This window comes from Crassaminicella profunda (assembly GCF_019884785.1).
GTDB lineage: Bacteria > Bacillota > Clostridia > Peptostreptococcales > Thermotaleaceae > Crassaminicella > Crassaminicella profunda.
Window position 1 is genome coordinate 4,067,813 of record NZ_CP082326.1, and the last position, 25,744, is coordinate 4,093,556.

General features: G+C 37.6%; 13 protein-coding genes and 5 rRNA genes. All 18 read right to left on the reverse strand.

Annotation, left to right across the window (positions count from 1 at the left end):
* Nucleotides 1-21 precede the first annotated feature (21 nt).
* The 18 genes from glpT to K7H06_RS18775 all read right to left on the reverse strand — a co-directional run bounded on the left by glpT (nt 22) and on the right by K7H06_RS18775 (nt 25,670).
* Nucleotides 22-1,365 carry a glycerol-3-phosphate transporter gene (gene glpT / locus K7H06_RS18690; protein WP_223037520.1) on the reverse strand — a complete coding sequence of 448 codons (1,344 nt, stop codon included), beginning with the start codon at nt 1,363-1,365 and terminating at the stop codon, nt 22-24.
* A 245-nt stretch (nt 1,366-1,610) separates the two neighbouring features.
* Nucleotides 1,611-2,177, reverse strand: a complete 567-nt coding sequence (locus tag K7H06_RS18695; protein ID WP_223037521.1) for a glycerol-3-phosphate responsive antiterminator — start codon at nt 2,175-2,177, stop codon at nt 1,611-1,613.
* Between the two features lie 378 nt (nt 2,178-2,555).
* Nucleotides 2,556-3,776, reverse strand: coding sequence for a peptidase T (gene pepT / locus K7H06_RS18700; protein WP_223037522.1), 1,221 nt, complete (start codon nt 3,774-3,776; stop codon nt 2,556-2,558).
* Between the two features lie 306 nt (nt 3,777-4,082).
* On the reverse strand, nt 4,083-5,600 hold the full coding sequence (locus tag K7H06_RS18705; RefSeq protein ID WP_223037523.1) for a YfcC family protein: 1,518 nt from the start codon (nt 5,598-5,600) through the stop codon (nt 4,083-4,085).
* 196 nt (nt 5,601-5,796) lie between these two features.
* A complete protein-coding gene (locus tag K7H06_RS18710; RefSeq protein ID WP_246637580.1) occupies nt 5,797-7,140 on the reverse strand; it encodes a M20 family metallopeptidase in 1,344 nt (447 codons plus the stop codon).
* A gap of 125 nt (nt 7,141-7,265) precedes the next feature.
* Nucleotides 7,266-7,940: a Crp/Fnr family transcriptional regulator gene (locus tag K7H06_RS18715; protein ID WP_223037524.1), complete on the reverse strand. Its 675-nt coding sequence runs from the start codon at nt 7,938-7,940 to the stop codon at nt 7,266-7,268.
* A gap of 157 nt (nt 7,941-8,097) precedes the next feature.
* On the reverse strand, nt 8,098-8,451 hold the full coding sequence (locus K7H06_RS18720; protein WP_223037525.1) for a DUF1667 domain-containing protein: 354 nt from the start codon (nt 8,449-8,451) through the stop codon (nt 8,098-8,100).
* A complete protein-coding gene (locus K7H06_RS18725; RefSeq protein WP_223037526.1) occupies nt 8,452-9,717 on the reverse strand; it encodes an NAD(P)/FAD-dependent oxidoreductase in 1,266 nt (421 codons plus the stop codon). It lies immediately after the preceding gene.
* A gap of 21 nt (nt 9,718-9,738) precedes the next feature.
* Nucleotides 9,739-11,202: an NAD(P)/FAD-dependent oxidoreductase gene (locus tag K7H06_RS18730; RefSeq protein WP_223037527.1), complete on the reverse strand. Its 1,464-nt coding sequence runs from the start codon at nt 11,200-11,202 to the stop codon at nt 9,739-9,741.
* Between the two features lie 170 nt (nt 11,203-11,372).
* A complete protein-coding gene (gene glpK / locus K7H06_RS18735) occupies nt 11,373-12,872 on the reverse strand; it encodes a glycerol kinase GlpK (protein ID WP_223037528.1) in 1,500 nt (499 codons plus the stop codon).
* A 120-nt stretch (nt 12,873-12,992) separates the two neighbouring features.
* On the reverse strand, nt 12,993-13,697 hold the full coding sequence (locus K7H06_RS18740; protein ID WP_223037529.1) for an MIP/aquaporin family protein: 705 nt from the start codon (nt 13,695-13,697) through the stop codon (nt 12,993-12,995).
* Between the two features lie 438 nt (nt 13,698-14,135).
* Nucleotides 14,136-15,893: a pyruvate kinase gene (pyk, locus tag K7H06_RS18745; RefSeq protein WP_223037530.1), complete on the reverse strand. Its 1,758-nt coding sequence runs from the start codon at nt 15,891-15,893 to the stop codon at nt 14,136-14,138.
* Nucleotides 15,894-16,015: 122 nt separating this feature from the next.
* Entirely contained in the window at nt 16,016-16,582 is a 567-nt protein-coding gene (locus K7H06_RS18750) for a glycerol-3-phosphate responsive antiterminator (RefSeq protein WP_223037531.1), read from the reverse strand.
* 480 nt (nt 16,583-17,062) lie between these two features.
* Nucleotides 17,063-17,179 (reverse strand): 5S ribosomal RNA (gene rrf / locus K7H06_RS18755).
* Between the two features lie 45 nt (nt 17,180-17,224).
* Nucleotides 17,225-20,151, reverse strand: a 23S ribosomal RNA gene (locus tag K7H06_RS18760).
* Nucleotides 20,152-20,359: 208 nt separating this feature from the next.
* Nucleotides 20,360-21,885: ribosomal RNA gene (locus K7H06_RS18765) — 16S ribosomal RNA — on the reverse strand.
* A 696-nt stretch (nt 21,886-22,581) separates the two neighbouring features.
* Nucleotides 22,582-22,698: ribosomal RNA gene (gene rrf / locus K7H06_RS18770) — 5S ribosomal RNA — on the reverse strand.
* 45 nt (nt 22,699-22,743) lie between these two features.
* Nucleotides 22,744-25,670, reverse strand: a 23S ribosomal RNA gene (locus K7H06_RS18775).
* The 16S, 23S and 5S rRNA genes sit together here, the layout of an rRNA operon.
* Nucleotides 25,671-25,744: the final 74 nt, after the last annotated feature.

Consider the following 25,744-nt stretch of genomic DNA (forward strand, 5'->3'; position numbering starts at 1 on the left):
CAATATAAAAGCTTTATGTTTTTATGCTTTAGCTAAAGCTTCCTTTTTCTCTTCTTTTGATCTATCATGTGTATTCCAAGTAAGTCCTAAGAATATAACTGCTAGTACACAAGCTCCAATAATTAACTTAAATGCTCCATCCCAACCAGCACTATCAACTACAGCACCGATAATAATGTTTGCAGAAACTGCTCCTCCTACATAGCCAAATAGTCCTGTAAATCCAGCTGCCGTACCAGCTGCTTTTTTAGGTACATAGTCAAGAGCTGCAACACCAATTAGCATAACTGGTCCATAAATTAATGCTCCTACTGAAGCAACAGCTATATTAATAGCCATTACACTATCACTCTTCCAATAAGTAAATACTGCTGCAATTACCCCTAGCATACAGATTACACCCATAGGTGCACGTCTTCCATGGAATATTTTATCACTTAACCATCCAACAATAATTGTTCCTGGAATAGCTGCCCACTCGAATAATGCAAATGCTGCACCTGCTTCTTTAATATTGAATCCTTTTACTTCTTTTAAGTAAACCGGAATCCAGTCCATAATTCCATATCTTACTAAGTATACAAAAATATTTGCAATAGCAATATACCAAATATATTTGTTGCATAAAACATATTTTACTAATATTTCTTTTGCTGATAATTCTCTTTCTCTATCGTCTACTTTTACATCTGGATAATCATCTTTATATTCTTCAATTGGTGGAAGACCAACTGATTGAGGTGTATCCTTCATGAAGATTAAAATACCAATCCCTATAGCAATAGATAATCCTGCTGGGAAGTAGAACATTCCTCTCCAAGTAGAGAACATTGCAAGTCCTGCTAATGCTAATGTTGGAACTAAAGCTCCACCAATATTATGTGCCACATTCCAAATAGACATCTTTACGCCACGTTCTTTATCTGAGAACCAGTGTGTCATTGTTCTTCCACATGGAGGCCATCCCATACCTTGGAACCATCCATTTAAGAACATTAAAACGCATAACATTGTAATAGATGATGCAAAACCAAACATTAAATTCACAATACCTGATAAAATAAGTCCAGCTGCCATAAAATATCTTGGATTACATCGATCTGAAATATTTCCCATAATGAACTTACTGATTCCGTAAGCTAGTCCTAATGCAGAACCTACCGCTCCAACTTGTGCTTTTGTGTATCCGTAGGTATCAATTAAATAAGGTGCAGCCATATTAAAGTTCTTTCTAATGAAATAATAAGCTGCATATCCAATAAAGATACTCATGAATACTTGGAATCGGTATCTTTTGTATGCACCGTCAATTTTGTCGTCTGCCATACGTGCAATGGCCGGTGCAGGTCTGAACATTTCTAACATTTTTTTGCCACCTTTCTTAATATGTATAATTAAATGTTATGTACATTGTACACATTCATTTACTATAGAAAACCTTTTCTTTGTGGAGAATAAAAAAAGCTACACAAAGCTGAACCCATTCTCATAGGTTAACTTGTGCGGCTCTCCATTTCTCCTGCCTTCATTATTCACCTGTATAATTTCGTGTTGATTTTATACTATATTCTACAATATGTCAATATATTTTTATCATGATTAAAAAATTTTTACATATACCAAATCTCTTCCTTACTTGTAGAAATCCCCATAGCTCCTGCTTTGAGACTTTCAATCACATCTTCTTTATCAATAATTAATCCACTACCTATAACAGGTACCTTTGTTTCATGATGAATTTTTTTTATAATTTTAGGCATAACTCCTGGTAAAATCTCTATTGCATCAGGTCTTGTATTATGTATAGCATGAATCCCTCTCTCAAGAGACAAAGAATCTAATATAAAGAATCTTTGTATAGCACATATATTCATACTTCTTGCAGTTTTTACAAGGCTACTTTTTGTAGTAATAATGCCATCTGGTCTCATATTTTCATGAATATATTTTAATGCCATCATATCTTTAGAAAACCCTTCCATCAAATCAAGATGTACATATATATCCATATCTGCATTTTTTACTTTATCAATTATTTTTCTTAAATTAAATATATTTCCCGTCAACAAAAAAACGATTTCACAAGGGGACTGAATAGCTAAATCAAGTTTTTCCATACTATTTACTGCTGCAATAACAGGATTTGCTTCTATTTTCTCATACAATTTATGATTCATATAAATCCCCTCCTATAATAAATTTTATTTAAATCATTCAATATATATTTTTATTTACGCATAAAAAATCGCACAAACTCAAACCCATTTTCACAGGTCTATTTGTACGGCTCTCCAGTTCTCATGCCTTTTTATATTGAATTTATAAGCATTATATCACTTCCTACAAAAATTGTAAATATTTTCTTTGTATAATTTTATATATTTATGTAAATTTATATAAGAATTTATAAAAGATCATATTATTATATATTAAGTAAAAAATAAGTAAAGGAATCCTAACCTTATGGCTTTTCATAGATTAGGATTCTTTTAAATTTATTTTATCTATACTATATAATCTCTATTTTATCTCTTCCATAATAACCCTTTTTATGTTTATTTCCCATAAGATCTTATAACCTCTGCAATAGTTTCTACAGCTTTATCCATATCTTCTACACATATAGTTTCAAATCTACCATGGAAGTTAAACCCACCTGTAAATATATTAGGTGTTGGAAGCCCCATAAAAGAAAGTCTTGCTCCATCTGTTCCTCCTCTTATAGCTTTAACGATAGGTTCTACTCCTACATTTTCCATGGCCTTTACTACTGAATCAACGATATGTATTACTGGTTCTATTTTCTCTTTCATATTAAAATACGAATCCGTAAGTTCAAGTTCTACAGTTCCTTCACCATATTTATCATTGATAAATTGGCAAGATTTTTCAAGGAAAGCTTTTTTACTTAAGAATTTTTCCATATCATGATCACGAATAATATATTCCATCTTCGTAAGCTCAACAGTTCCAGTAAATTCATCTAGAAGGAAAAAACCTTCATATCCTTCTGTATATTGAGGAACTTCAAAATTAGGAAGAAGATTATTCAGTTCCATCCCTATTAGTATTGAATTTTTCATCTTATGTTTTGCTGAACCTGGATGAATATTCACCCCATGAACTTTAATAGAAGCAGAAGCCGCATTGAAGTTTTCATATTCAATTTCTCCAATAAAACTACCGTCTATGGTATACGCAAAGTCAGCCCCAAATTTATCTACATCAAATTTGTCTGCGCCACTTCCAATTTCTTCATCTGGCGTAAAACAGATCTTAATATCCCCATGTTTTGTTTCAGGATGATTGATAAAATATTCTATAACCGTCATAATTTCTGCTATTCCAGCCTTATCATCAGCTCCAAGTAAAGTTGTTCCATCACTAGTAATAAGAGTTTGTCCCTTATAATCTTCTAGATAAGGAAAATCTGATACATGCATAATAATATTTTTTTCTTTATTTAATACAATATCTTTCCCATCATAATTTTTGATTATATTCGGTTTCACATTTTCACCTGAACAGTCAGGACTTGTATCTAAATGAGCAATTAAACCGATCACTGGGGCATTTTCAACATTTCCCTTCAAGGTTCCCATTACATAACAATTTTCATCTACATGAGCATCTTCTATACCAATAGCTTTTAACTCTTCTACTAATACATGAGCTAAATCAAATTGATTCATGGTGCTTGGCATGGTTTCAGAAGCTTCATCTGATTTTGTATTGATGACTACATATCTAAGGAATTTTTCATAAGCTCTTTCCATTTTTATTGCCTCCTTCGCTTTTCAGTTCTTCGTATCACTTTATTATGACTTCAATCCATTATTCATAGAAACATCATTGTCTATATTATAGACAAAAGCTTTCAATCACTTACAAAAATATAAGTAAACTACTTATAAGACATGGTACTTTACTAGATATATTAACTCAACCAAGATTACAACTACCTTCTAAGAAACAATTTTGTTGAAAAACCTATGTAAATCTATAATCATATATAGAATTACATAGGCCTTGATCATCATATTATAAAATGATTTCTACTTATAAAAACTTCATTTTAAATTTTAAACAAAAGCTTGAACTAATAACATAACTGCTGAAAATGCTCCGATAATTCCCATCAGTGGCATAATAAATTTTAACCATTTATCATAGGTTACATCTACCATTGAAAGGGTAACGAGTATTAGTCCTGTCGGTGTAATAAATGCCATTAGCCCTTGTCCATATTGGTAAGCACTAACGATTACATCTCTTGGTAATCCAACTGTATCAGCAAGAGGTGCCATAATAGGCATTGATAATACTGCTAGTCCTGATGAAGATGGAATAAAGAATCCTAATACACAGAATATTAATAACATCAATATAGAGAATATACCAGCATTCATACCAGTAACAATACCTGTTGCTCCATGAAGGATTGTATCAGAAATCAATCCATTATCCATGATGATGTTTACAGCTCTAGCAACACCAATAGTAAGCGCAACCCCTACAAGTTCTGATGAACCTGTAACAAAGTCTCCTACAGCCTTTTTTTCACCCATTCCAGAAATTGCACAAATCAATATTCCTGAAGCTAGGAATAGGGTAGTCATTTCCTCAAACCACCAGTCTAGCGAGGAAACACCATAAATCATCACAATAAAAGTCATTGCAAATATAAAAAGCATTCCTTTACGTCTACCTGTAAACTCTGGAACCTCTTTATCTGCATGGAAAAATCTTTTTTCTATATCAGCTTTTTGATCAAAAATTAATGAAGCTTGAGGATTCTTTTTAATTTTCTCAGCATATCTAACAATATATACAATTGTTATAATTGTAGCAATTAAAAGACCAACTGTTCTCATAGTTAATCCATTTGTAAAGGATATTCCTGCAGCATTAGATGCGATAACAGAAGAAAATGGATTTACTGTTGAAAACATGGTACCAATAGATGATCCCATATATAAAGCTGCTATACAGACAATGGCATCATAGCCTGCAACCATGAACACAGGAACCAAAATTGGATACAATGCTATAGTCTCTTCTGCAAGACCAAAAGTTGTTCCTCCTAAAGATATTAAGAAAGTAACAACTACAATCAATAAGTATTCTCTACCATTTGTCATACGAGAAAGACTTGCAAATCCAGCATCAAAGGCACCACTACTATTAAGAACTCCAATAATTCCACCTATAATAAATACAAACATAATAATATCAGATGTATCATAAAGCCCTTGAATAGGAGATCTTAGAATTTCCTCCATTCCCTGTGGATTGCTTGGTAATTCTTCATAAGTATTAGGAATAGCCACTGCTTTATAAATACTTCCATCTGTAAACTTAGAAACATCTACCTTAACTCCAAGATTATCTAAAGTCTCTTGTGTTCCTGGATATTCCTCTGTTGTTTCCCCATCTGGTGATGTTACTACAAACACACCTGCATCACCATCATATAAAAGCTTTGCATATGAACCTGCTGGAACTGTCCATGTTAAAATGGCTGCAAAAATTAAAACAATAAATAATACCGTATAAGCCGTAGGAAAACTTCGTTTTTTCTTCTCTTTTTTTGTAGTCATATTGTTCCTCCTGTTTAGTGTTAATTTTTAGGATTTTTCTAAAATAGAATAATAATTATATTATCTTACAATATAAAGATGTTGTTGAATTACCATTTGTTTAATTTTTTTGACAATGCCTCCTTTAAAAATAGATTTTCCCTTTAGATAAAATAACTTTTTTATCTAAAGGGTTAAGTTTTTGCTTTAAAATTTTTTATTTTAATAATTTTAATAAAGCACATGCATAAATTTCTATAGCCCTTTTCATTTCGTCTAATTGAATATGTTCATTAGGCTGATGTTCCGTTTCTTCTGTGTATGGAAAAGCTACTCCGAAAGCTACACAATTGTCCATAGCTCTAGCATAGGTTGCTCCCCCAGACGAAATAGGTAAGCTTTTTGAGTCTCCTGTAACTTCTACATACGCATCCATCAAAGTTTTTACAAGTTCAGAATCAAGAGGCGTATAGATAGATCTTAAGTAATCGTTTTCTTCCATACGAAATCCATATTTTGCTATAACTTCATTTAATTTATCTAAAACAAATTCCTTTTCTACAGTTACCGGAATTCTTATATCAATATTTAAAGTCTCATGACTGTCATCTATCTTTATTTTCCCAATATTGAATTTCAAAGGACCTGATGCATCATCTTCGCACTTTCCAAAAACTTTTTTAGCTAATGCATCTTCTAATATATTCTCTACTACAAAATCAATACATTTAGATTTAAGCCCCATTTTATTCATGCCTATGAGTAATCTACATATAGCATTTATACCTTTTTCAGAATCCTTTGCATGAACACTTTTTCCCATAACTATAATGCTATTATTCTCTTTTTTATACTCAAAATTTAATTGATCTAAAATCTTTGCTAATGTATCTGCATCCTTCGTATCATATAAGATTTTTGAGGGAACTGAATTATATGCATCTCCACCTTCTAATCTTATATTGGTTTCATTTTTTGCAACTAAATTTATTTGTAAAAGTCCTTTTTCTGCATAGATTAATGGAAAATCTGCATCTGGAGTAAATCCATAATCAGGCATTTTTTCTTTCTTCTTGTATTGAGCAATCCCTCTCCAAAGAGATTCTTCGTCCGTTCCATATATAAATCTTACTTTTTTGTTAATTTGAACTCCACTATCTATAAGGGCTTTGAAAGCATACATAGCTCCTAATGTAGGTCCTTTATCATCTTGTGTTCCTCTTCCAAATAACTTCCCATCTTTAATAGTAGGATGAAAGGGGGCTGTATCCCATTTTTTTAAATCTCCTGGTGGAACCACATCTAAATGTCCTAAAATACCAATCATTTCATGGCCATTTCCATATTCCGCATACCCATAATACCCTTTAGGATCACAAAAGGTTTTAAATCCTAGCTTTTTGGCTATAGATAACATTTCTTTTAAAGCTGTATCTATATTTTCACCAAAAGGATAAGGACTTTCATCCTCTTCATAAACACTAGGTATTTGAATTAAACCTTTGAGATCTTCAATAAACTCATCAAAATTACTTTCGATTTTTTCTTTTATTATTTTCATGATTCATCCTCTTTTTATTATTTATTTTTTGTCGTTATTGGAATTTTATCTAAAAAAAAAGATTTTTTCTGTAGTCTAGATTACAATTTGTGGTAAATAAAAAAATAATCAGAATATTTTTCTGATTATTCTATAGGGATATTTGTAAGTCCTTTAAGTCCTTCAATATCCTTAATAATTATTTTTCTGTCCTTCATTTCTATCAAGTCTTTCTCCTTAAATAGCTTTATACTATTTGTTACTGTAATTCTATTAAGACCTATTCTATTGGCAATTTCTTCATGGGTCAATACAATGCTTATATTATTCTTTTTATTAATATTTTCTGTATAGTATAGCCTTATAAAAAAATCTGCTAATTTCCCCATAGCATCATTAGATTGAAAATTTGCTAATTCTAGCATAACCATTCTATATTTTGTAATAATACTCATGAGAAAATATTCGTATATTTTAGGATACTTTTTTAGTTTACATTCTACAATATCTCTAGTTACTACAGATATTTTACATTTAGTCACAGCTTTATTGACCACAAAGGTTCTATTTTTATGGAAAAAATCTATTTCTCCAAATATACTCCCCTCTGTTATTCTATAAAAAATAATTTCATCCCCATTTCTAGAATACATTACTTGATTGACTTCGCCCTCAAGAATAATATAAATATGGTTAGGGTGATTGGGATTAATAATTTGTCCCTTTTGAAATATTTCAACTCTACCACATTGAGATAATTCTTCCATAAAAAAAATATCCATCTTTTTTTGGACATCTAGATCAAATATTTTTTCATACATAACTCATTCTCCTTCATTTCATCCAACAAAATTCTTTTATTTTCTTGCTACTATTTTATCATATTAGAAAATAATTCTATAAGCTTATGAAGCTTTTATTTATTTATTTTTTACGCAAAAATCATAAAAGAGAGAGTACATTTTTTGTACACTCTCTTTACATACTTCTTGAAGCCACTAGATCTACTCCTGTTCCCAAAAGATCTTTTACAATAATATCTCCTACAGAAATAGGTGCTTTTACTTCTATAGAATCAATAAATTTCATACACTCAAATATTTTTTCCTTTGGAATAGCTTCTTTTGTTTTTACTGGGAGTCTATTAAGAAGTCCACCTTTAATCTTTACAGTTGTTGTTACAACTCTTGTAGGGTTGGTAAGTTCCTTCATCCCATAAGCTTTTCCTCTAGGACATTTATTTCCTGTTACATTATATTCTTCATTTTCTTTTGTTACTTCTAAATAACATCCCATTGGACATACAATACATACTAATTGATGTTTTTCCATTTATGCTCCCTCCTTTTCTAATTGAACAGTAATGACTGCATCTTCTCCGAATCCTAAATCCTCTTTTTTGATTTTTACAGATTCCATTTCTCCAGGAGCTAAATGTTTCTTTTTCATTCTCTTGATTTCTTTTCCATCCAACTTTACGATCATGTTCATATCTTTATATACATTGTCTACTCTCATGAATAAATCTAGTGTCCCATCAACATTTTCTGGTCTAACCATATGAGGAACAATATATCGGATTCCTTCACCTGGTTTTGTTTTTGCTGTTTTTGCATCTGCTTTAATCTCTTTTTTAATATATCTTGCAGCATTTTTGCCAGCTCTTTTACTTTCTGCTGTTACAAAATCTACTAAATCATGTACATGTACTACATTTCCACAAGCAAAAACTCCTTCTATACTTGTTTCCATAGATTCATTTACAATTGGTCCAGATGTAACTGGATCTAAAGCAATCCCTGCATTTTTAGAGATTTCATTTTCTGGAATAAGTCCTACAGATAATAATAAGGTATCACAATCATAATGTTTTTCTGTTCCTGGAATTGGTTTTCTATTTTTATCTACCTCTGCAATAACTACCCCTTCTACCCTATCTTTTCCTTTTATCTCCATTAGGGTATGGCTTAGGTATAGAGGGATATGATAATCTTCTAGACATTGTACAATATTTCTAGTAAGTCCTCCTGAAAAAGGCATCAACTCAGCTACTGCAAGTACCTTCGCTCCCTCTAATGTCATTCTTCTTGCCATGATCAGTCCAATATCTCCTGAACCTAAGATGACTACCCTCTTCCCTACCATGTATCCTTCCATATTTACAAATCTTTGGGCTGTTCCTGCTGTAAATACACCTGCAGGTCTTGTTCCTGGAATACTTATAGCTCCTCTTGTTCTCTCTCTACATCCCATAGAAAGAATAATAGCACCTGCCTTGATACGCATAAATCCATCTACTGTATTAATAGCATGAATCACTCTTTCTTCTCCGATTTCTAGTGCCATTGTATCTAGCTTGTACTCTATTCCCATATTTTTTAACTCAGTAATGAATTTTTCTGCATATTCAGGTCCTGTTAGCTCCTCTTTAAAAACATGAAGTCCAAATCCATTATGAATACACTGCTGTAATATTCCACCTAGTTCTCTGTCTCTTTCTATCACTAAAATGTTATCTACACCGTTTTTCTTTGCTTCAATAGCTGCCGCAAGTCCTGCAGGACCTCCTCCAACTACAACAATATCGTATTTTAACATATGATCACTCCCCTTCATGTTTTATCTGCTCTCTACCACATCTTGTGATTTATCTTTCTTTGTCTCTTCTGTTAAAATATACGATGCCTTACCATCCTTCACTACCTCTTTAATATCTATTTTTAATTCTCTCGCTAATATTTCCATAACTCTTGGTCCACAAAAGCCTCCTTGACATCTTCCCATACCAGGTCTTACTCTTCTTTTAATAGCATCTACCGTTCTTCCTCCTGCATTTCTATGGATAGAGTCTACGATTTCACCTTCTGTAATGTTTTCACATCTACAAATAATCCTTCCGTATCTTGGATCTTTTTTAATCGCTTCTGCTTTTTCCTCATCACTTAACTCCATAAAACGAATCACAGGTTTCCTTCTTGGATTAAAATCTTTTCTTTCCTTAAGTTCTCCTGTAATACCTTTTAAAATGTCAATTGCATATTCTGCTATTGCTGGTGCTGCTGATAGTCCAGGGGATTCTATTCCTGCCACATTAATAAAGCCTTTTGCTTCTTTTGATTCTTCTATAATAAAATCTCCTGTGCTTGGTACAGCTCTTAAACCTGCAAAGCTTGTAATGGTTCCATTAAAGGGGATCTTCATCGTTGTCTTTCTTGATTTTTCTCTGATAAATGTAAGTCTATCACTCGTAGTTGATGTATTCTCCTTATCCTCTAGATCCTCTGCATCTGGTCCTACCAATAAATTTCCATGAACTGTAGGAGCAACCAATACCCCTTTTCCAAGTTTCGTTGGTGCTTGGAAGATTACATGATTTACAAGATCTCCTGTCCTTTTATCTAAAATATTGTATTGGCCTCTTCTTGGGTGAATGGTAAAACTCCTTGATGCTACCATTTCATTGATTTTGTCAGCATATACTCCTGCACAATTAAATATATATTTTGCTTTGACCTCACCATTATTTGTATAAATTATATATCCTTCTTCATTTTTCTCAATGCTTAAAACTTCCGTTTCAAGCTTAATCTCAGCGCCATTATCTGCTGCGTTTTCAGCTAAAGCTACAGATAACTCCCAAGGACTAACAATCCCTGCCGTTGGGGCACACAAAGCACCGATAATTTCTTCATTTAAGTTCGGTTCCATTGCTCTTACTTCTTCTTGAGATAAAATCTTCATATGGGGAATATTATTTTTACGTCCTCTTTCATATAAATCTTTTACACTTTCCATTTCTTCTTCGTTACTAGCAATAACCAAAGAACCAATTCTTTTAAAATGTACATCTAATTCTTCACAAACTTTTCCATACATAGCATTTCCTTTTGCATTCAACGTTCCTTTTAATGTACTCGGTCTTGCATCATATCCAGCATGGACAATGGCACTATTTGCCTTTGTTGTTCCATTTGCTATATCTGTATCTTTATCAATCATGGCAGTTTTTAAATTAAATTTTGATAATTCTCTTGTTATAAAAGTTCCTATAATACCGGCACCAATTACCGCTACATCATACATGTGATTCCCTCCTTTAAATTGCAAAATAAAAAAGCCGCACAAAGCTATCCCTAGTTATCTAGGAAGCTTTACACGGCTCTCCATTTCTCAACCTTATTCTATTCATTTTTTTTACTTTATCATGTAAGATATTTATTGTAAATATTTCATTATAATTTCTCTTATATGATTTATTCTTCAGACTCCCACTTTAAGGATCTTTCAACAGCTTTTTTCCATCCTTTATATTTTGTTTCTTTCATCTCTTCATCCATTTCTGCCTCAAATGTTCTATCCACATTCCACTTCTTAGCAATTTCCTCTTTGTCTTTCCAAAATCCTACTGCAAGACCCGCTAAATATGCAGCACCTAAAGCAGTAGTTTCTATTACTTCTGGTCTCTGTACTGAAACACCTAAAATATCAGATTGGAATTGCATTAAGAAATTATTTGCAACAGCTCCTCCATCAACCTTTACAGACTTAAGCTCTAAGTTAGAATCTTCCTGCATAGCTTCTAAAACATCTCTTGCTTGATATGCAATAGACTCTAGTGTTGCTCTTATGATATGATTTCTATTTGCTCCTCTAGTTAATCCTACAATCGTACCTCTTGCATACATATCCCAATAAGGTGCACCAAGACCTACAAAAGCAGGTACTACATAAACCCCATTAGTATCTTCTACTTTACTTGCAAAATATTCACTATCTGCAGCATCATTGATTAATTTTAATTCATCTCTAAGCCACTGAATAGATGCTCCTGCTACAAATATACTTCCTTCAAGAGCATATTCTATCTTTCCGTCTACGCCCCAAGCAATAGTTGTTAACAGTCCATTCTTAGAAGGAATCAAATCTTTCCCTGTATTCATCAGCATGAAGCAACCTGTACCATAAGTGTTCTTTGCCATACCAGGATTAAAACAAGCTTGTCCGAATAATGCTGCATGTTGGTCTCCAGCTGCTCCAGAGATAGGAATTTGTGCTCCTCCAAAAGTATTTTCATCTGTATATCCATAAATTTCACTACTTGGTTTAACTTCTGGTAACATAGTAGCAGGAATTCCAAGCTCATTTAATATTTTTTCATCCCATTTAAGTTCTTTGATATTATAAAGCATGGTTCTTGATGCATTTGAGTAATCTGTTACATGTACCTTTCCTCTTGTTAAATTCCAAATTAACCATGTATCCATGGTACCAAATAATAATTCTCCCTTTTCAGCCCTTTCTCTCGCTCCTTCAACTTTATCTAAAATCCACTTTACTTTTGTGCCTGAAAAATATGCATCTACAACAAGTCCTGTATTTTCACGAATATAACCTTCTAATCCTTTTTTCTTCAAATCATCACAAATAGATGCTGTTTGACGTGATTGCCAAACAATTGCATTGTATATAGGTTTTCCTGTAGTTTTATCCCATACTACCGTTGTCTCTCTTTGATTAGTAATCCCAATAGCAGCCACTTCGTCTGGTCTAACGCCTGCAGTTTCTAATACTTGTCTTGCTACGCCACTTTGTGTTCCCCATATTTCCATTGCATCATGCTCAACCCATCCCGCTTTTGGATAAATTTGTGTGAATTCACTTTGTGCAACTTTTACGATTTTTCCATCATGGTCAAATAAGATTGCTCTACAACTAGTTGTTCCTTGGTCTAACGCCATTACATATTTTTTCATTGTTTTTCCCCCTGTCGAATTTTAAATTGTCCTATTTTTAGGACCGTCTATTTTAATAATTTTGATATTATTTTTATTGAATGCATATAGTTTTTCATTTAACAACTACTTAAAAATATTTTAAAAGAATGTTTGAAAGAATACACCACCTAGAACCCCACCGATAATAGGTGCAACTACTGGAATCCAAGCATATCCCCAGTTTGAATCTCCTTTACCTGCTATTGGAAGGATGAAATGTGCAATACGAGGTCCTAAATCACGAGCAGGATTGATTGCATATCCAGTAGTTCCTCCTAGAGAAATACCTATAGCTACAATCAATGCACCTACAATAAATGGATTTAATCCTTGTGCAAATTCATTCTGCCCAATTGCTAATATTCCTAATACTAATACAAAAGTACCGATAATTTCACTCATGATGTTTGCAAATGTATTCTTTATAGCTGGACCTGTTGAAAATACCCCTAATTTGCTTCCTGCATCTTCTGTTTCAGCCCAATGAGGTAAATAATGAAGCCATACAAGTGTTGCTCCTATAATAGCTCCTATCATTTGAGCTATAATATATGCTGGAACATCTGTCCATGGGAACTTTCCAATAGAAGCTAACCCTATCGTTACTGCTGGATTAAGATGTGCACCACTTATACTCCCAACAGCATAAACCGCCATAGCAACACCAAGACCCCATCCTATAGTAATGACAATCCAGCCAGAAGCTTTTGAATAAGATTTATTTAGTGTAACCCCTGCATTCACACCACAACCTAAAATAATTAATATCATTGTACCTATAATTTCACCCATAAATGCTGACATAATATTCCTCCCTTGTATAATTAATTTATATTGACATCCCTATCTTAATCTTATAAAATAATACCTGAGCCTTGTTAATAATTTAACATTTTCTCTATTTTATTGTTTTATCTTTGTAATATTCATTATTACAAAGATTTTTTTATTACATAAAATTTCATTTACTACTTATCTATCCTCCTTTTGTAGTTTAATGGCAAGGAAAACGATTTCTAGTCATTCTAAAAAAAATAACCCTTTTGGTTTTTTGGATAACGTTTTCCTTGTTAATGCAAGTTTTCCCTCCTACTTACAGAAAAATAAGCCATGCAAAACCAACCCAATCTTATAGGGTGATTTGCATGGCTCTCCATTTCTCCGCCTTGAATATTCATATTTAAATATATAATATCATTTCAAAAGCAGTTTGTAAAGATTTTTCTAAAAATTTTGTCGTTTTTATAACATTCTTATTTTTCCACTATATACTAAACCAGTTGTACCATCTACAGTTACTACTTGTCCATCCTTTAATAATTTTGTAGCATCATTTGCTCCAACGATTACTGGCTTTTCTAAATTTAATCCTACAACAGCAGCATGAGAAGTTAGTCCACCTTCTTCTGCAATAACAGCAGAAGCTTTTTCCATATATGGTACCATATCTTTATCTGTTGCTATAGTAACTAAAATATCTCCTTCTTTAAACTTTGTATCTGCTTCTTTTGCATTATTTGCTACACATACATTCCCTACTGCTGATTTTCTTCCAACACCCATTCCTTTAATCAGTACATCGCCTGCTATATGAACTTTAATTGTATTGGTACTACCTGCAACACCTACAGGAACTCCTGCTGTAATGATTACTAAATCTCCACCTTTTATATATCCTGTTTCTAATGCTTTTTTTACTGAAGAATCAAAGATCTCATCTGTTGAATCCCCTTCAGCTGTCATAATAGGATATACATTCCAGTTTAATAACAATCTTCTTACAACCTTTTCATTTGTAGTAGACGCAATAATTGGTGCCTTAGGTCTAAATTTTGATACCATTCTTGCAGTATGTCCTGATGAAGTAGCTGTAATAATTGCTGACGCCCCTAAGTCTTGTGCACTTGTACAAGTTGCATGACTTACTGCATCTGTAATACTTATATTTTTCCCTACACTCTTTTCTCTAAGAATAGCCTTGTAATCTAATGCATCCTCTGTAGTCTTTGCTATGTTTGCCATTGTCTTTACAGCATCAATAGGATATTTTCCAGCAGCAGTCTCTCCAGATAACATAATAGCATCTGTACCATCAAATATAGCATTTGCAACGTCTGTTACTTCCGCTCTAGTAGGTCTTGGATTTCTCATCATAGAATCTAACATTTGCGTAGCTGTAACAACTGGTTTTCCAACGTGATTACATTTTTGAATCATCATTTTCTGGGCAAGTGGAACCTGTTCTGTTGGAATTTCAACACCCAAATCACCTCTAGCAACCATAATTCCATCAGATACTTCAATGATCTTATCTATGTTGTCTACACCTTCTTGGTTTTCAATTTTTGAGATGATTTGAATATCCTCTGCATGGTGTTCTTCTAAAACCTTTCTTATTGCAAGTACATCTTCTGCCTTTCTTACAAATGAAGCAGCAATAAAATCGATTCCATTTTGAATACCAAAAATAATATCATTTTTATCCTTCTCTGTTAATGCAGGAAGATTAATTTTTACTCCTGGTACATTTACTCCTTTATGATTCTTAATCATACCTGAATTCTTGATCTTACATTTTATATCTGTTCCATCACAAATTTCTAAAACTTCTAATCCCACTAATCCATCATCAATAAGAATTGTATCTCCTACCTTTACATCTTTAGGTAGTTCTTTATATGTAATACTTCCAATAGTCACATCTCCAACTAAATCTCTAGTTGTTAATGTGAAAAATTCTCCTTCATTTAGAAAGGCTTCCCCTTCTTTAAAATTTCCTGTTCGAATTTCAGGTCCTTTTGTATCTAACAAAATAGCCACAGGTATACCTAATTCTTCTCTTACTTCTTTTATTGTTTCAATTCTCTTTTGGTGTTCATCATGGTCTCCATGGGAAAAATTTAATCGTGTTACGTTCATTCCATTTTCAATAAGTTCTGTTAAAATCTCTTTTTGCTCACTTGCAGGTCCAATAGTACATACAATCTTTGTTTTTTTCATAAAACAGATCTCCTTTCGTTTTTCATAAGTTTGTGTGTGATAAACTTATTTTTCTACATTATATATTATATAAAAAATATTACGATCCACTAATGTTTCCCAAAGCGGATCGTAAATAATTCTTACATATCCCAAATCTCTTTTCTACTAGTTGATATTCCCATAGCTCCAGCTTTAAGACTCTGTATTACGTCTTCTTTATCATTAATTAATCCACCTGCTATAACAGGTAACTTTGTTTTATCATGTATCTTCTTAATAATTTTAGGCATAATTCCTGGCATAATCTCTATTGCATCAGGTCTTGTAGATTTTACTGAATGAATTCCCGTCTCTAAAGACAAAGAATCTAATATAAAAAGTCTTTGTATAGCACATATATTCATATTTTTTGCCTTTTTAACAAGACTACTCTTTGTAGTAATAATTCCATCAGGCTTCATATTTTCATGGATATACTTTAATGCAACCGTATCCTTTGAAAATCCTTCCATTAAATCAATATGCACATAAATATCCATACCTTTATCTTTTACTTTATCTATAATACTTTTTAGATTGAAAATATTTCCTGTTAGCAAAAATATAATCTCACAAGGTGACTGAATAGCTAAATCCAATTTTTCCATACTATTTACCGCTGCAATAATGGGATTTGCTTCTACTTTTTCATAAAAATTTTTATTCACTAAAACCCCTCCTCAAGTAAATAGATTACCCTAAAAAAATTCAGATTATGTTATACTCATATGCTCAATTAAATTTTAAAAACTCAAGTTTTGAAATTTACATTACTTCAATCTTTCTAAAGAAGTAATTTTTGTAATATTTATTTATATCTTTAACAAGTCATTATCTATCTTATTAAGTCTTGTAAGCTTTATTTCTAAAGAATAGTTGATTTTTTAATATTATACTTTCTTCATAATTAAAAAAAGCGCAAAGCTAATCCTATATTGATAGGTTAACTTGTGCGGCTCTCAAACTCTCATGCCTACAAGTATCTATTTATTATATCACTTAAAAAAAAATGTGTAAACACATAAAAAATCACTACTAACGTTTATTATGTTTTGATAAAAAAACTTTTTCCATAAAAAAATTCTACCAACCTATTTTCCTTATAAAAAAAAAGAATCCAAAACATTTTTTCGTTTTGGATTCTTTTTAACCAGCGACGACCTACTCTCCCAGGCAGTTACCCACCAAGTACCATCAGCGCTGAAGGGCTTAACTTCTGTGTTCGGTATGGGAACAGGTGTGACCCCTTCGCTGTAGTCACTGGATCTTTGAAAGTTTTATACTCTCAAAACCAAACAATGCATATTTTATTGGTCAAGTCCTCGACCTATTAGTATCGGTCAGCTTAAGACATTACTGCCCTTACACCTCCGACCTATCAACCAGATAGTCTTTCTGGGGTCTTACTAGCTTAACGCTATGGGAAATCTTATCTTAAGGGGGGCTTCGCGCTTAGATGCCTTCAGCGCTTATCCCGTCCATACATAGCTACTCAGCTGTGCCACTGGCGTGACAACTGATGCACCAGAGGTATGTCCATCCCGGTCCTCTCGTACTAAGGACAGCTCCTCTCAAATTTCCTGCGCCCACAGCGGATAGGGACCGAACTGTCTCACGACGTTCTGAACCCAGCTCGCGTGCCTCTTTAATGGGCGAACAGCCCAACCCTTGGGACCTACTACAGCCCCAGGATGAGACGAGCCGACATCGAGGTGCCAAACCTCCCCGTCGATGTGGACTCTTGGGGGAGATAAGCCTGTTATCCCCGGGGTAGCTTTTATCCGTTGAGCGATGGCCCTTCCACTCGGAACCACCGGATCACTAAGCCCGACTTTCGTCCTTGCTCGACCTGTATGTCTCGCAATCAAGCTCCCTTCTGCCTTTGCACTCTTCGCGCGATTTCCGACCGCGCTGAGGGAACCTTTGGGCGCCTCCGTTACTCTTTAGGAGGCGACCGCCCCAGTCAAACTGCCCACCTGACAGTGTCCCAAAGCTGGATTCACAGCTTATGGTTAGAACTTCAGTATTACAAGAGTGGTATCCCAAGGATGACTCCACACACACTGGCGTGCATGCATCGACGTCTCCCACCTATCCTGTACATGTAATACCAAAATCCAGTGTCAGGCTACAGTAAAGCTCCACGGGGTCTTTCCGTCCTGCTGCGGGTAACCGGCATCTTCACCGGTACTACAATTTCACCGAGTCTATTGTCGAGACAGTATCCAAATCGTTACGCCTTTCGTGCGGGTCGGAACTTACCCGACAAGGAATTTCGCTACCTTAGGACCGTTATAGTTACGGCCGCCGTTTACTGGGGCTTAAGTTCGGTGCTTCGATTGCTCTAACACGTCCCCTTAACCTTCCAGCACCGGGCAGGCGTCAGCTCCTATACATCGTCTTTCGACTTAGCAGAAACCTGTGTTTTTGCTAAACAGTCGCTTGGATCTATTCTCTGCGGCCACCTCGGGCTATAAACCCTAACGTGGCACCCCTTCTCCCGAAGTTACGGGGTCATTTTGCCGAGTTCCTTAACAATAGTTCTCTCGCTCGCCTTAGGATTCTCTCCTCACCTACCTGTGTCGGTTTACGGTACGGGCACCTAGATCTAACTAGAGGCTTTTCTTGACAGCGTGGAATCAGTAAGTTCGCTACTTATATTTCGCTCCCCATAACGCCTCAGAATTGTTAAGACGGATTTGCCTATCCTAACTTCCTAAACGCTTAGACGCACACAACCAACGGTGCGCTTAACCTATCCTTCTGTGTCACCCCATCGCTCAAACGATTTTCGGTGGTACAGGAATTTCAACCTGTTGTCCATCGCCTACGACTTTCGTCCTCGGCTTAGGTCCCGACTAACCCTGAGTGGACGAACCTTCCTCAGGAAACCTTAGGTTTTCGGCGGGCAGGATTCTCACCTGCCTCTCGCTACTCATGCCAACATTCTCTCTTGTATATAGTCCACTGCTCCTTACGGTACAGCTTCAACCCATATACAATGCTCCCCTACCCATACCAAACGGTATGCCGTAGCTTCGGTGACAGGTTTGAGCCCCGGTAATTTTCGGCGCGGGATCACTCGACTAGTGAGCTATTACGCACTCTTTGAATGAATGGCTGCTTCTAAGCCAACATCCTAGTTGTCTATGCAATCCCACATCCTTTTCCACTTAACCTGTACTTAGGGACCTTAGCTGACGATCTGGGCTGTTTCCCTTTCGACCATGAATCTTATCACCCATAGTCTGACTCCTAAAGTTATGATTACGGCATTCGGAGTTTGATAGTCTTCGGTAACCGGTGAGGGCCCCTAGGACATTCAGTGCTCTACCTCCGTATCACTACCTTTAAGGCTAGCCCTAAAGCTATTTCGGGGAGAACCAGCTATCTCCGAGTTCGATTGGAATTTCTCCGCTATCCACAAGTCATCCCAGCCTTTTTCAACAGACATGGGTTCGGTCCTCCACGAAATTTTACTTCCGCTTCAACCTGCTCATGGATAGGTCACCCGGTTTCGGGTCTACGGCATACAACTAAAATCGCCCTATTAAGACTCGCTTTCGCTGCGGCTCCGTTACAAAATAACTTAACCTTGCTGCATACCGTAACTCGTTGGCCCGTTCTACAAAAAGTACGTGGTCGTTCATAAAAAGAACTTCCACTGCTTGTAAACATAGGGTTTCAGGTTCTATTTCACTCCCCTCCCGGGGTTCTTTTCACCTTTCCCTCACGGTACTATACGCTATCGGTCACTAGGAAGTATTTAGCCTTGGGGGGTGGTCCCCCCAGCTTCCCACAAGGTTTCACGTGTCTCGTGGTACTCTGGAGTATACTCGAAAGTCTTCTTGTTTCATCTACAGGACTGTTACCTTCTTCGGTGGGTCTTTCCAGACCTCTTCGACTACAATAGCCTCTTTCTTAATGAGTATATCCACAACCCCTAAAGAAAATTCTTTAGGTTTGGGCTCTTCCCCTTTCGCTCGCCGCTACTCAGGGAATCGAGTTTTCTTTCTCTTCCTCAGGGTACTTAGATGTTTCAGTTCCCCTGGTATGTCTCCTATCTACCTATTTATTCAGTAGATGGTACTTAGGTATTACCCTAAGTGGGTTCCCCCATTCGGAAATCCCCGGATTAAAGCTTGCTTGCAGCTACCCGAGGCTTATCGCAGCTTACCACGTCCTTCATCGACTCCTAGTGCCAAGGCATCCGCCCTATGCTCTTTATAACTTGACCATGCTTCAATTACCAAAATTTTATATTTTGTGTAATTGGAGTACTAATAAACTTTACGTTTATTAGTTTCATTGTTCTTGATTTTCTCAGATTAATTGTAGTATTAATCTTTTTATATATGCATTGTTTAGTTTTCAAAGTACAAAGTTGAAAGATCACTTGATCCTTCAAAACTAGACAGTGTAAGAAACAAACCTATTCTCCTTAGAAAGGAGGTGATCCAGCCGCACCTTCCGATACGGCTACCTTGTTACGACTTCACCCTAGTTATTGAATTCACCTTCGGCAGCTTCCTCCAAAAGGTTAGATAGCTGACTTCGGGTGCCCCCAACTTCCATGGTGTGACGGGCGGTGTGTACAAGACCCGGGAACGCATTCACCGCGACATTCTGATTCACGATTACTAGCAACTCCAGCTTCATGTGGGCGAGTTGCAGCCCACAATCCGAACTGAGACTGGCTTTTAAGATTGGCTCCAGATTACTCTTTCGCTTCCCGTTGTACCAGCCATTGTAGCACGTGTGTAGCCCAAAACATAAGGGGCATGATGATTTGACGTCATCCCCACCTTCCTCCGAGTTATCCCCGGCAGTCTCTCTAGAGTGCCCATCCGAAATGCTGGCAACTAAAGACAAGGGTTGCGCTCGTTGCGGGACTTAACCCAACATCTCACGACACGAGCTGACGACAACCATGCACCACCTGTCACTTTGTCCCCGAAGGGATTTCCCCGATTAAGGGTAATGCAAAGGATGTCAAGTTTTGGTAAGGTTCTTCGCGTTGCTTCGAATTAAACCACATGCTCCGCTGCTTGTGCGGGTCCCCGTCAATTCCTTTGAGTTTCAGTCTTGCGACCGTACTCCCCAGGCGGAGTGCTTAATGCGTTAGCTGCGGCACCGAGGTTCGACCCCCGACACCTAGCACTCATCGTTTACGGCGTGGACTACCAGGGTATCTAATCCTGTTCGCTCCCCACGCTTTCGTGCCTCAGCGTCAGTTACAGTCCAGAGAGTCGCCTTCGCCACTGGTGTTCCTCCTAATATCTACGCATTTCACCGCTACACTAGGAATTCCACTCTCCTCTCCTGCACTCAAGCCAATAAGTTTCCAAGGCTTACTACGGTTAAGCCGTAGCCTTTCACCCCAGACTTTATTGGCCGCCTACGCACCCTTTACGCCCAGTGATTCCGGATAACGCTTGCCCCCTACGTATTACCGCGGCTGCTGGCACGTAGTTAGCCGGGGCTTCCTCCTAAGGTACCGTCATTATTCTTCCCTTAGGACAGAGCTTTACGACCCGAAGGCCTTCATCGCTCACGCGGCGTTGCTGCATCAGGCTTTCGCCCATTGTGCAATATTCCCCACTGCTGCCTCCCGTAGGAGTCTGGACCGTGTCTCAGTTCCAGTGTGGCCGATCACCCTCTCAGGTCGGCTACTGATCGTCGCCTTGGTAAGCCATTACCTTACCAACTAGCTAATCAGACGCGGGTCCATCCTATACCACCTGAGTTTTGACTCATGTATGATGCCATACTAGAGTTTTATCAGGTATTAATCCCGGTTTCCCGAGGCTATCCCTGTGTATAGGGCAGGTTACCCACGCGTTACTCACCCGTCCGCCGCTTTCCACTCTTTAAATCACCCGAAGGATCAATAAAGAGCTTCACGCTCGACTTGCATGTGTTAGGCACGCCGCCAGCGTTCATCCTGAGCCAGGATCAAACTCTCAAGTATAAAAGTTTTGAATTGAACGTTTTGGACTTTTATAGTCCATATATCTGGCTTAATTTCTTACACTGTATAGTTTTCAAAGATCAAACTTTTTGAATCAGTCACCATTTGGCAACTTAATCATCTTATCATTTTTGTCTCTTGCTGTCAAGAACTTTTTGTTTTATAAAAAGTTTCTTTCAGCGACGACAAGAACTATCTTACCATGTATCTTGCCTTAAGTCAACTAGAATTTTTTTCTTGTTTTGAATATTTTCTAGTTTTAAAATACCACTTCTTTCGAAACGGTAATTAATACTATATCATATATAACTTTGAATGTCAACTATATTTTAAAAAAATATTTACATTGAATGATATAAGTTGTTAAAATTCTTCCTTATAACCTCTAAATTTAATTCAACCACTTAAATATTTGATCAATTCATATGACTCTAACTTCTATAAATAGAATGTTGCAACTTCAAGTGGAGTAGAATCTCCACCTGAAGTTACAATATTTTACTTTAGTAAAACGAGTTCACTTTGTGTAAGTTTCAAACACTATCATTTCTAATAACGCTGCTCCTATAGCTACTAAGCTTCTTGACAACCACCTAGACTAGACTTTCACCAATAAGAAAATTACATACAGCTTTGCTGGGTACACCCTTATGCACAAAAAAACTCACATCGACACTTATTCGATGTGAGTTTTTTAACCAGCGACGACCTACTCTCCCAGGCAGTTACCCACCAAGTACCATCAGCGCTGAAGGGCTTAACTTCTGTGTTCGGTATGGGAACAGGTGTGACCCCTTCGCTGTAGTCACTGGATCTTTGAAAGTTTTATACTCTCAAAACCAAACAATGCATATTTTATTGGTCAAGTCCTCGACCTATTAGTATCGGTCAGCTTAAGACATTACTGCCCTTACACCTCCGACCTATCAACCAGATAGTCTTTCTGGGGTCTTACTAGCTTAACGCTATGGGAAATCTTATCTTAAGGGGGGCTTCGCGCTTAGATGCCTTCAGCGCTTATCCCGTCCATACATAGCTACTCAGCTGTGCCACTGGCGTGACAACTGATGCACCAGAGGTATGTCCATCCCGGTCCTCTCGTACTAAGGACAGCTCCTCTCAAATTTCCTGCGCCCACAGCGGATAGGGACCGAACTGTCTCACGACGTTCTGAACCCAGCTCGCGTGCCTCTTTAATGGGCGAACAGCCCAACCCTTGGGACCTACTACAGCCCCAGGATGAGACGAGCCGACATCGAGGTGCCAAACCTCCCCGTCGATGTGGACTCTTGGGGGAGATAAGCCTGTTATCCCCGGGGTAGCTTTTATCCGTTGAGCGATGGCCCTTCCACTCGGAACCACCGGATCACTAAGCCCGACTTTCGTCCTTGCTCGACCTGTATGTCTCGCAATCAAGCTCCCTTCTGCCTTTGCACTCTTCGCGCGATTTCCGACCGCGCTGAGGGAACCTTTGGGCGCCTCCGTTACTCTTTAGGAGGCGACCGCCCCAGTCAAACTGCCCACCTGACAGTGTCCCAAAGCTGGATTCACAGCTTATGGTTAGAACTTCAGTATTACAAGAGTGGTATCCCAAGGATGACTCCACACACACTGGCGTGCATGCATCGACGTCTCCCACCTATCCTGTACATGTAATACCAAAATCCAGTGTCAGGCTACAGTAAAGCTCCACGGGGTCTTTCCGTCCTGCTGCGGGTAACCGGCATCTTCACCGGTACTACAATTTCACCGAGTCTATTGTCGAGACAGTATCCAAATCGTTACGCCTTTCGTGCGGGTCGGAACTTACCCGACAAGGAATTTCGCTACCTTAGGACCGTTATAGTTACGGCCGCCGTTTACTGGGGCTTAAGTTCGGTGCTTCGATTGCTCTAACACGTCCCCTTAACCTTCCAGCACCGGGCAGGCGTCAGCTCCTATACATCGTCTTTCGACTTAGCAGAAACCTGTGTTTTTGCTAAACAGTCGCTTGGATCTATTCTCTGCGGCCACCTCGGGCTATAAACCCTAACGTGGCACCCCTTCTCCCGAAGTTACGGGGTCATTTTGCCGAGTTCCTTAACAATAGTTCTCTCGCTCGCCTTAGGATTCTCTCCTCACCTACCTGTGTCGGTTTACGGTACGGGCACCTAGATCTAACTAGAGGCTTTTCTTGACAGCGTGGAATCAGTAAGTTCGCTACTTATATTTCGCTCCCCATAACGCCTCAGAATTGTTAAGACGGATTTGCCTATCCTAACTTCCTAAACGCTTAGACGCACACAACCAACGGTGCGCTTAACCTATCCTTCTGTGTCACCCCATCGCTCAAACGATTTTCGGTGGTACAGGAATTTCAACCTGTTGTCCATCGCCTACGACTTTCGTCCTCGGCTTAGGTCCCGACTAACCCTGAGTGGACGAACCTTCCTCAGGAAACCTTAGGTTTTCGGCGGGCAGGATTCTCACCTGCCTCTCGCTACTCATGCCAACATTCTCTCTTGTATATAGTCCACTGCTCCTTACGGTACAGCTTCAACCCATATACAATGCTCCCCTACCCATACCAAACGGTATGCCGTAGCTTCGGTGACAGGTTTGAGCCCCGGTAATTTTCGGCGCGGGATCACTCGACTAGTGAGCTATTACGCACTCTTTGAATGAATGGCTGCTTCTAAGCCAACATCCTAGTTGTCTATGCAATCCCACATCCTTTTCCACTTAACCTGTACTTAGGGACCTTAGCTGACGATCTGGGCTGTTTCCCTTTCGACCATGAATCTTATCACCCATAGTCTGACTCCTAAAGTTATGATTACGGCATTCGGAGTTTGATAGTCTTCGGTAACCGGTGAGGGCCCCTAGGACATTCAGTGCTCTACCTCCGTATCACTACCTTTAAGGCTAGCCCTAAAGCTATTTCGGGGAGAACCAGCTATCTCCGAGTTCGATTGGAATTTCTCCGCTATCCACAAGTCATCCCAGCCTTTTTCAACAGACATGGGTTCGGTCCTCCACGAAATTTTACTTCCGCTTCAACCTGCTCATGGATAGGTCACCCGGTTTCGGGTCTACGGCATACAACTAAAATCGCCCTATTAAGACTCGCTTTCGCTGCGGCTCCGTTACAAAATAACTTAACCTTGCTGCATACCGTAACTCGTTGGCCCGTTCTACAAAAAGTACGTGGTCGTTCATAAAAAGAACTTCCACTGCTTGTAAACATAGGGTTTCAGGTTCTATTTCACTCCCCTCCCGGGGTTCTTTTCACCTTTCCCTCACGGTACTATACGCTATCGGTCACTAGGAAGTATTTAGCCTTGGGGGGTGGTCCCCCCAGCTTCCCACAAGGTTTCACGTGTCTCGTGGTACTCTGGAGTATACTCGAAAGTCTTCTTGTTTCATCTACAGGACTGTTACCTTCTTCGGTGGGTCTTTCCAGACCTCTTCGACTACAATAGCCTCTTTCTTAATGAGTATATCCACAACCCCTAAAGAAAATTCTTTAGGTTTGGGCTCTTCCCCTTTCGCTCGCCGCTACTCAGGGAATCGAGTTTTCTTTCTCTTCCTCAGGGTACTTAGATGTTTCAGTTCCCCTGGTATGTCTCCTATCTACCTATTTATTCAGTAGATGGTACTTAGGTATTACCCTAAGTGGGTTCCCCCATTCGGAAATCCCCGGATTAAAGCTTGCTTGCAGCTACCCGAGGCTTATCGCAGCTTACCACGTCCTTCATCGACTCCTAGTGCCAAGGCATCCGCCCTATGCTCTTTATAACTTGACCATGCTTCAATTACCAAAATTTTATATTTTGTGTAATTGGAGTACTAATAAACTTTACGTTTATTAGTTTCATTG

Coding starts and splice junctions, on each gene's coding strand:
- pepT (WP_223037522.1), bottom strand. CDS start 3,776: ATGGAAAGAGCTTATGAAAAATTCCTTAGATATGTAGTCATCAATACA.
- glpT (WP_223037520.1), bottom strand. CDS start 1,365: ATGTTAGAAATGTTCAGACCTGCACCGGCCATTGCACGTATGGCAGAC.
- K7H06_RS18725 (WP_223037526.1), bottom strand. CDS start 9,717: ATGTTAAAATACGATATTGTTGTAGTTGGAGGAGGTCCTGCAGGACTT.
- K7H06_RS18710 (WP_246637580.1), bottom strand. CDS start 7,140: ATGAAAATAATAAAAGAAAAAATCGAAAGTAATTTTGATGAGTTTATT.
- K7H06_RS18715 (WP_223037524.1), bottom strand. CDS start 7,940: ATGTATGAAAAAATATTTGATCTAGATGTCCAAAAAAAGATGGATATT.
- pyk (WP_223037530.1), bottom strand. CDS start 15,893: ATGAAAAAAACAAAGATTGTATGTACTATTGGACCTGCAAGTGAGCAA.
- K7H06_RS18730 (WP_223037527.1), bottom strand. CDS start 11,202: ATGTATGATGTAGCGGTAATTGGTGCCGGTATTATAGGAACTTTTATA.
- K7H06_RS18720 (WP_223037525.1), bottom strand. CDS start 8,451: ATGGAAAAACATCAATTAGTATGTATTGTATGTCCAATGGGATGTTAT.
- K7H06_RS18695 (WP_223037521.1), bottom strand. CDS start 2,177: ATGAATCATAAATTGTATGAGAAAATAGAAGCAAATCCTGTTATTGCA.
- K7H06_RS18705 (WP_223037523.1), bottom strand. CDS start 5,600: ATGACTACAAAAAAAGAGAAGAAAAAACGAAGTTTTCCTACGGCTTAT.
- K7H06_RS18740 (WP_223037529.1), bottom strand. CDS start 13,697: ATGTCAGCATTTATGGGTGAAATTATAGGTACAATGATATTAATTATT.
- glpK (WP_223037528.1), bottom strand. CDS start 12,872: ATGAAAAAATATGTAATGGCGTTAGACCAAGGAACAACTAGTTGTAGA.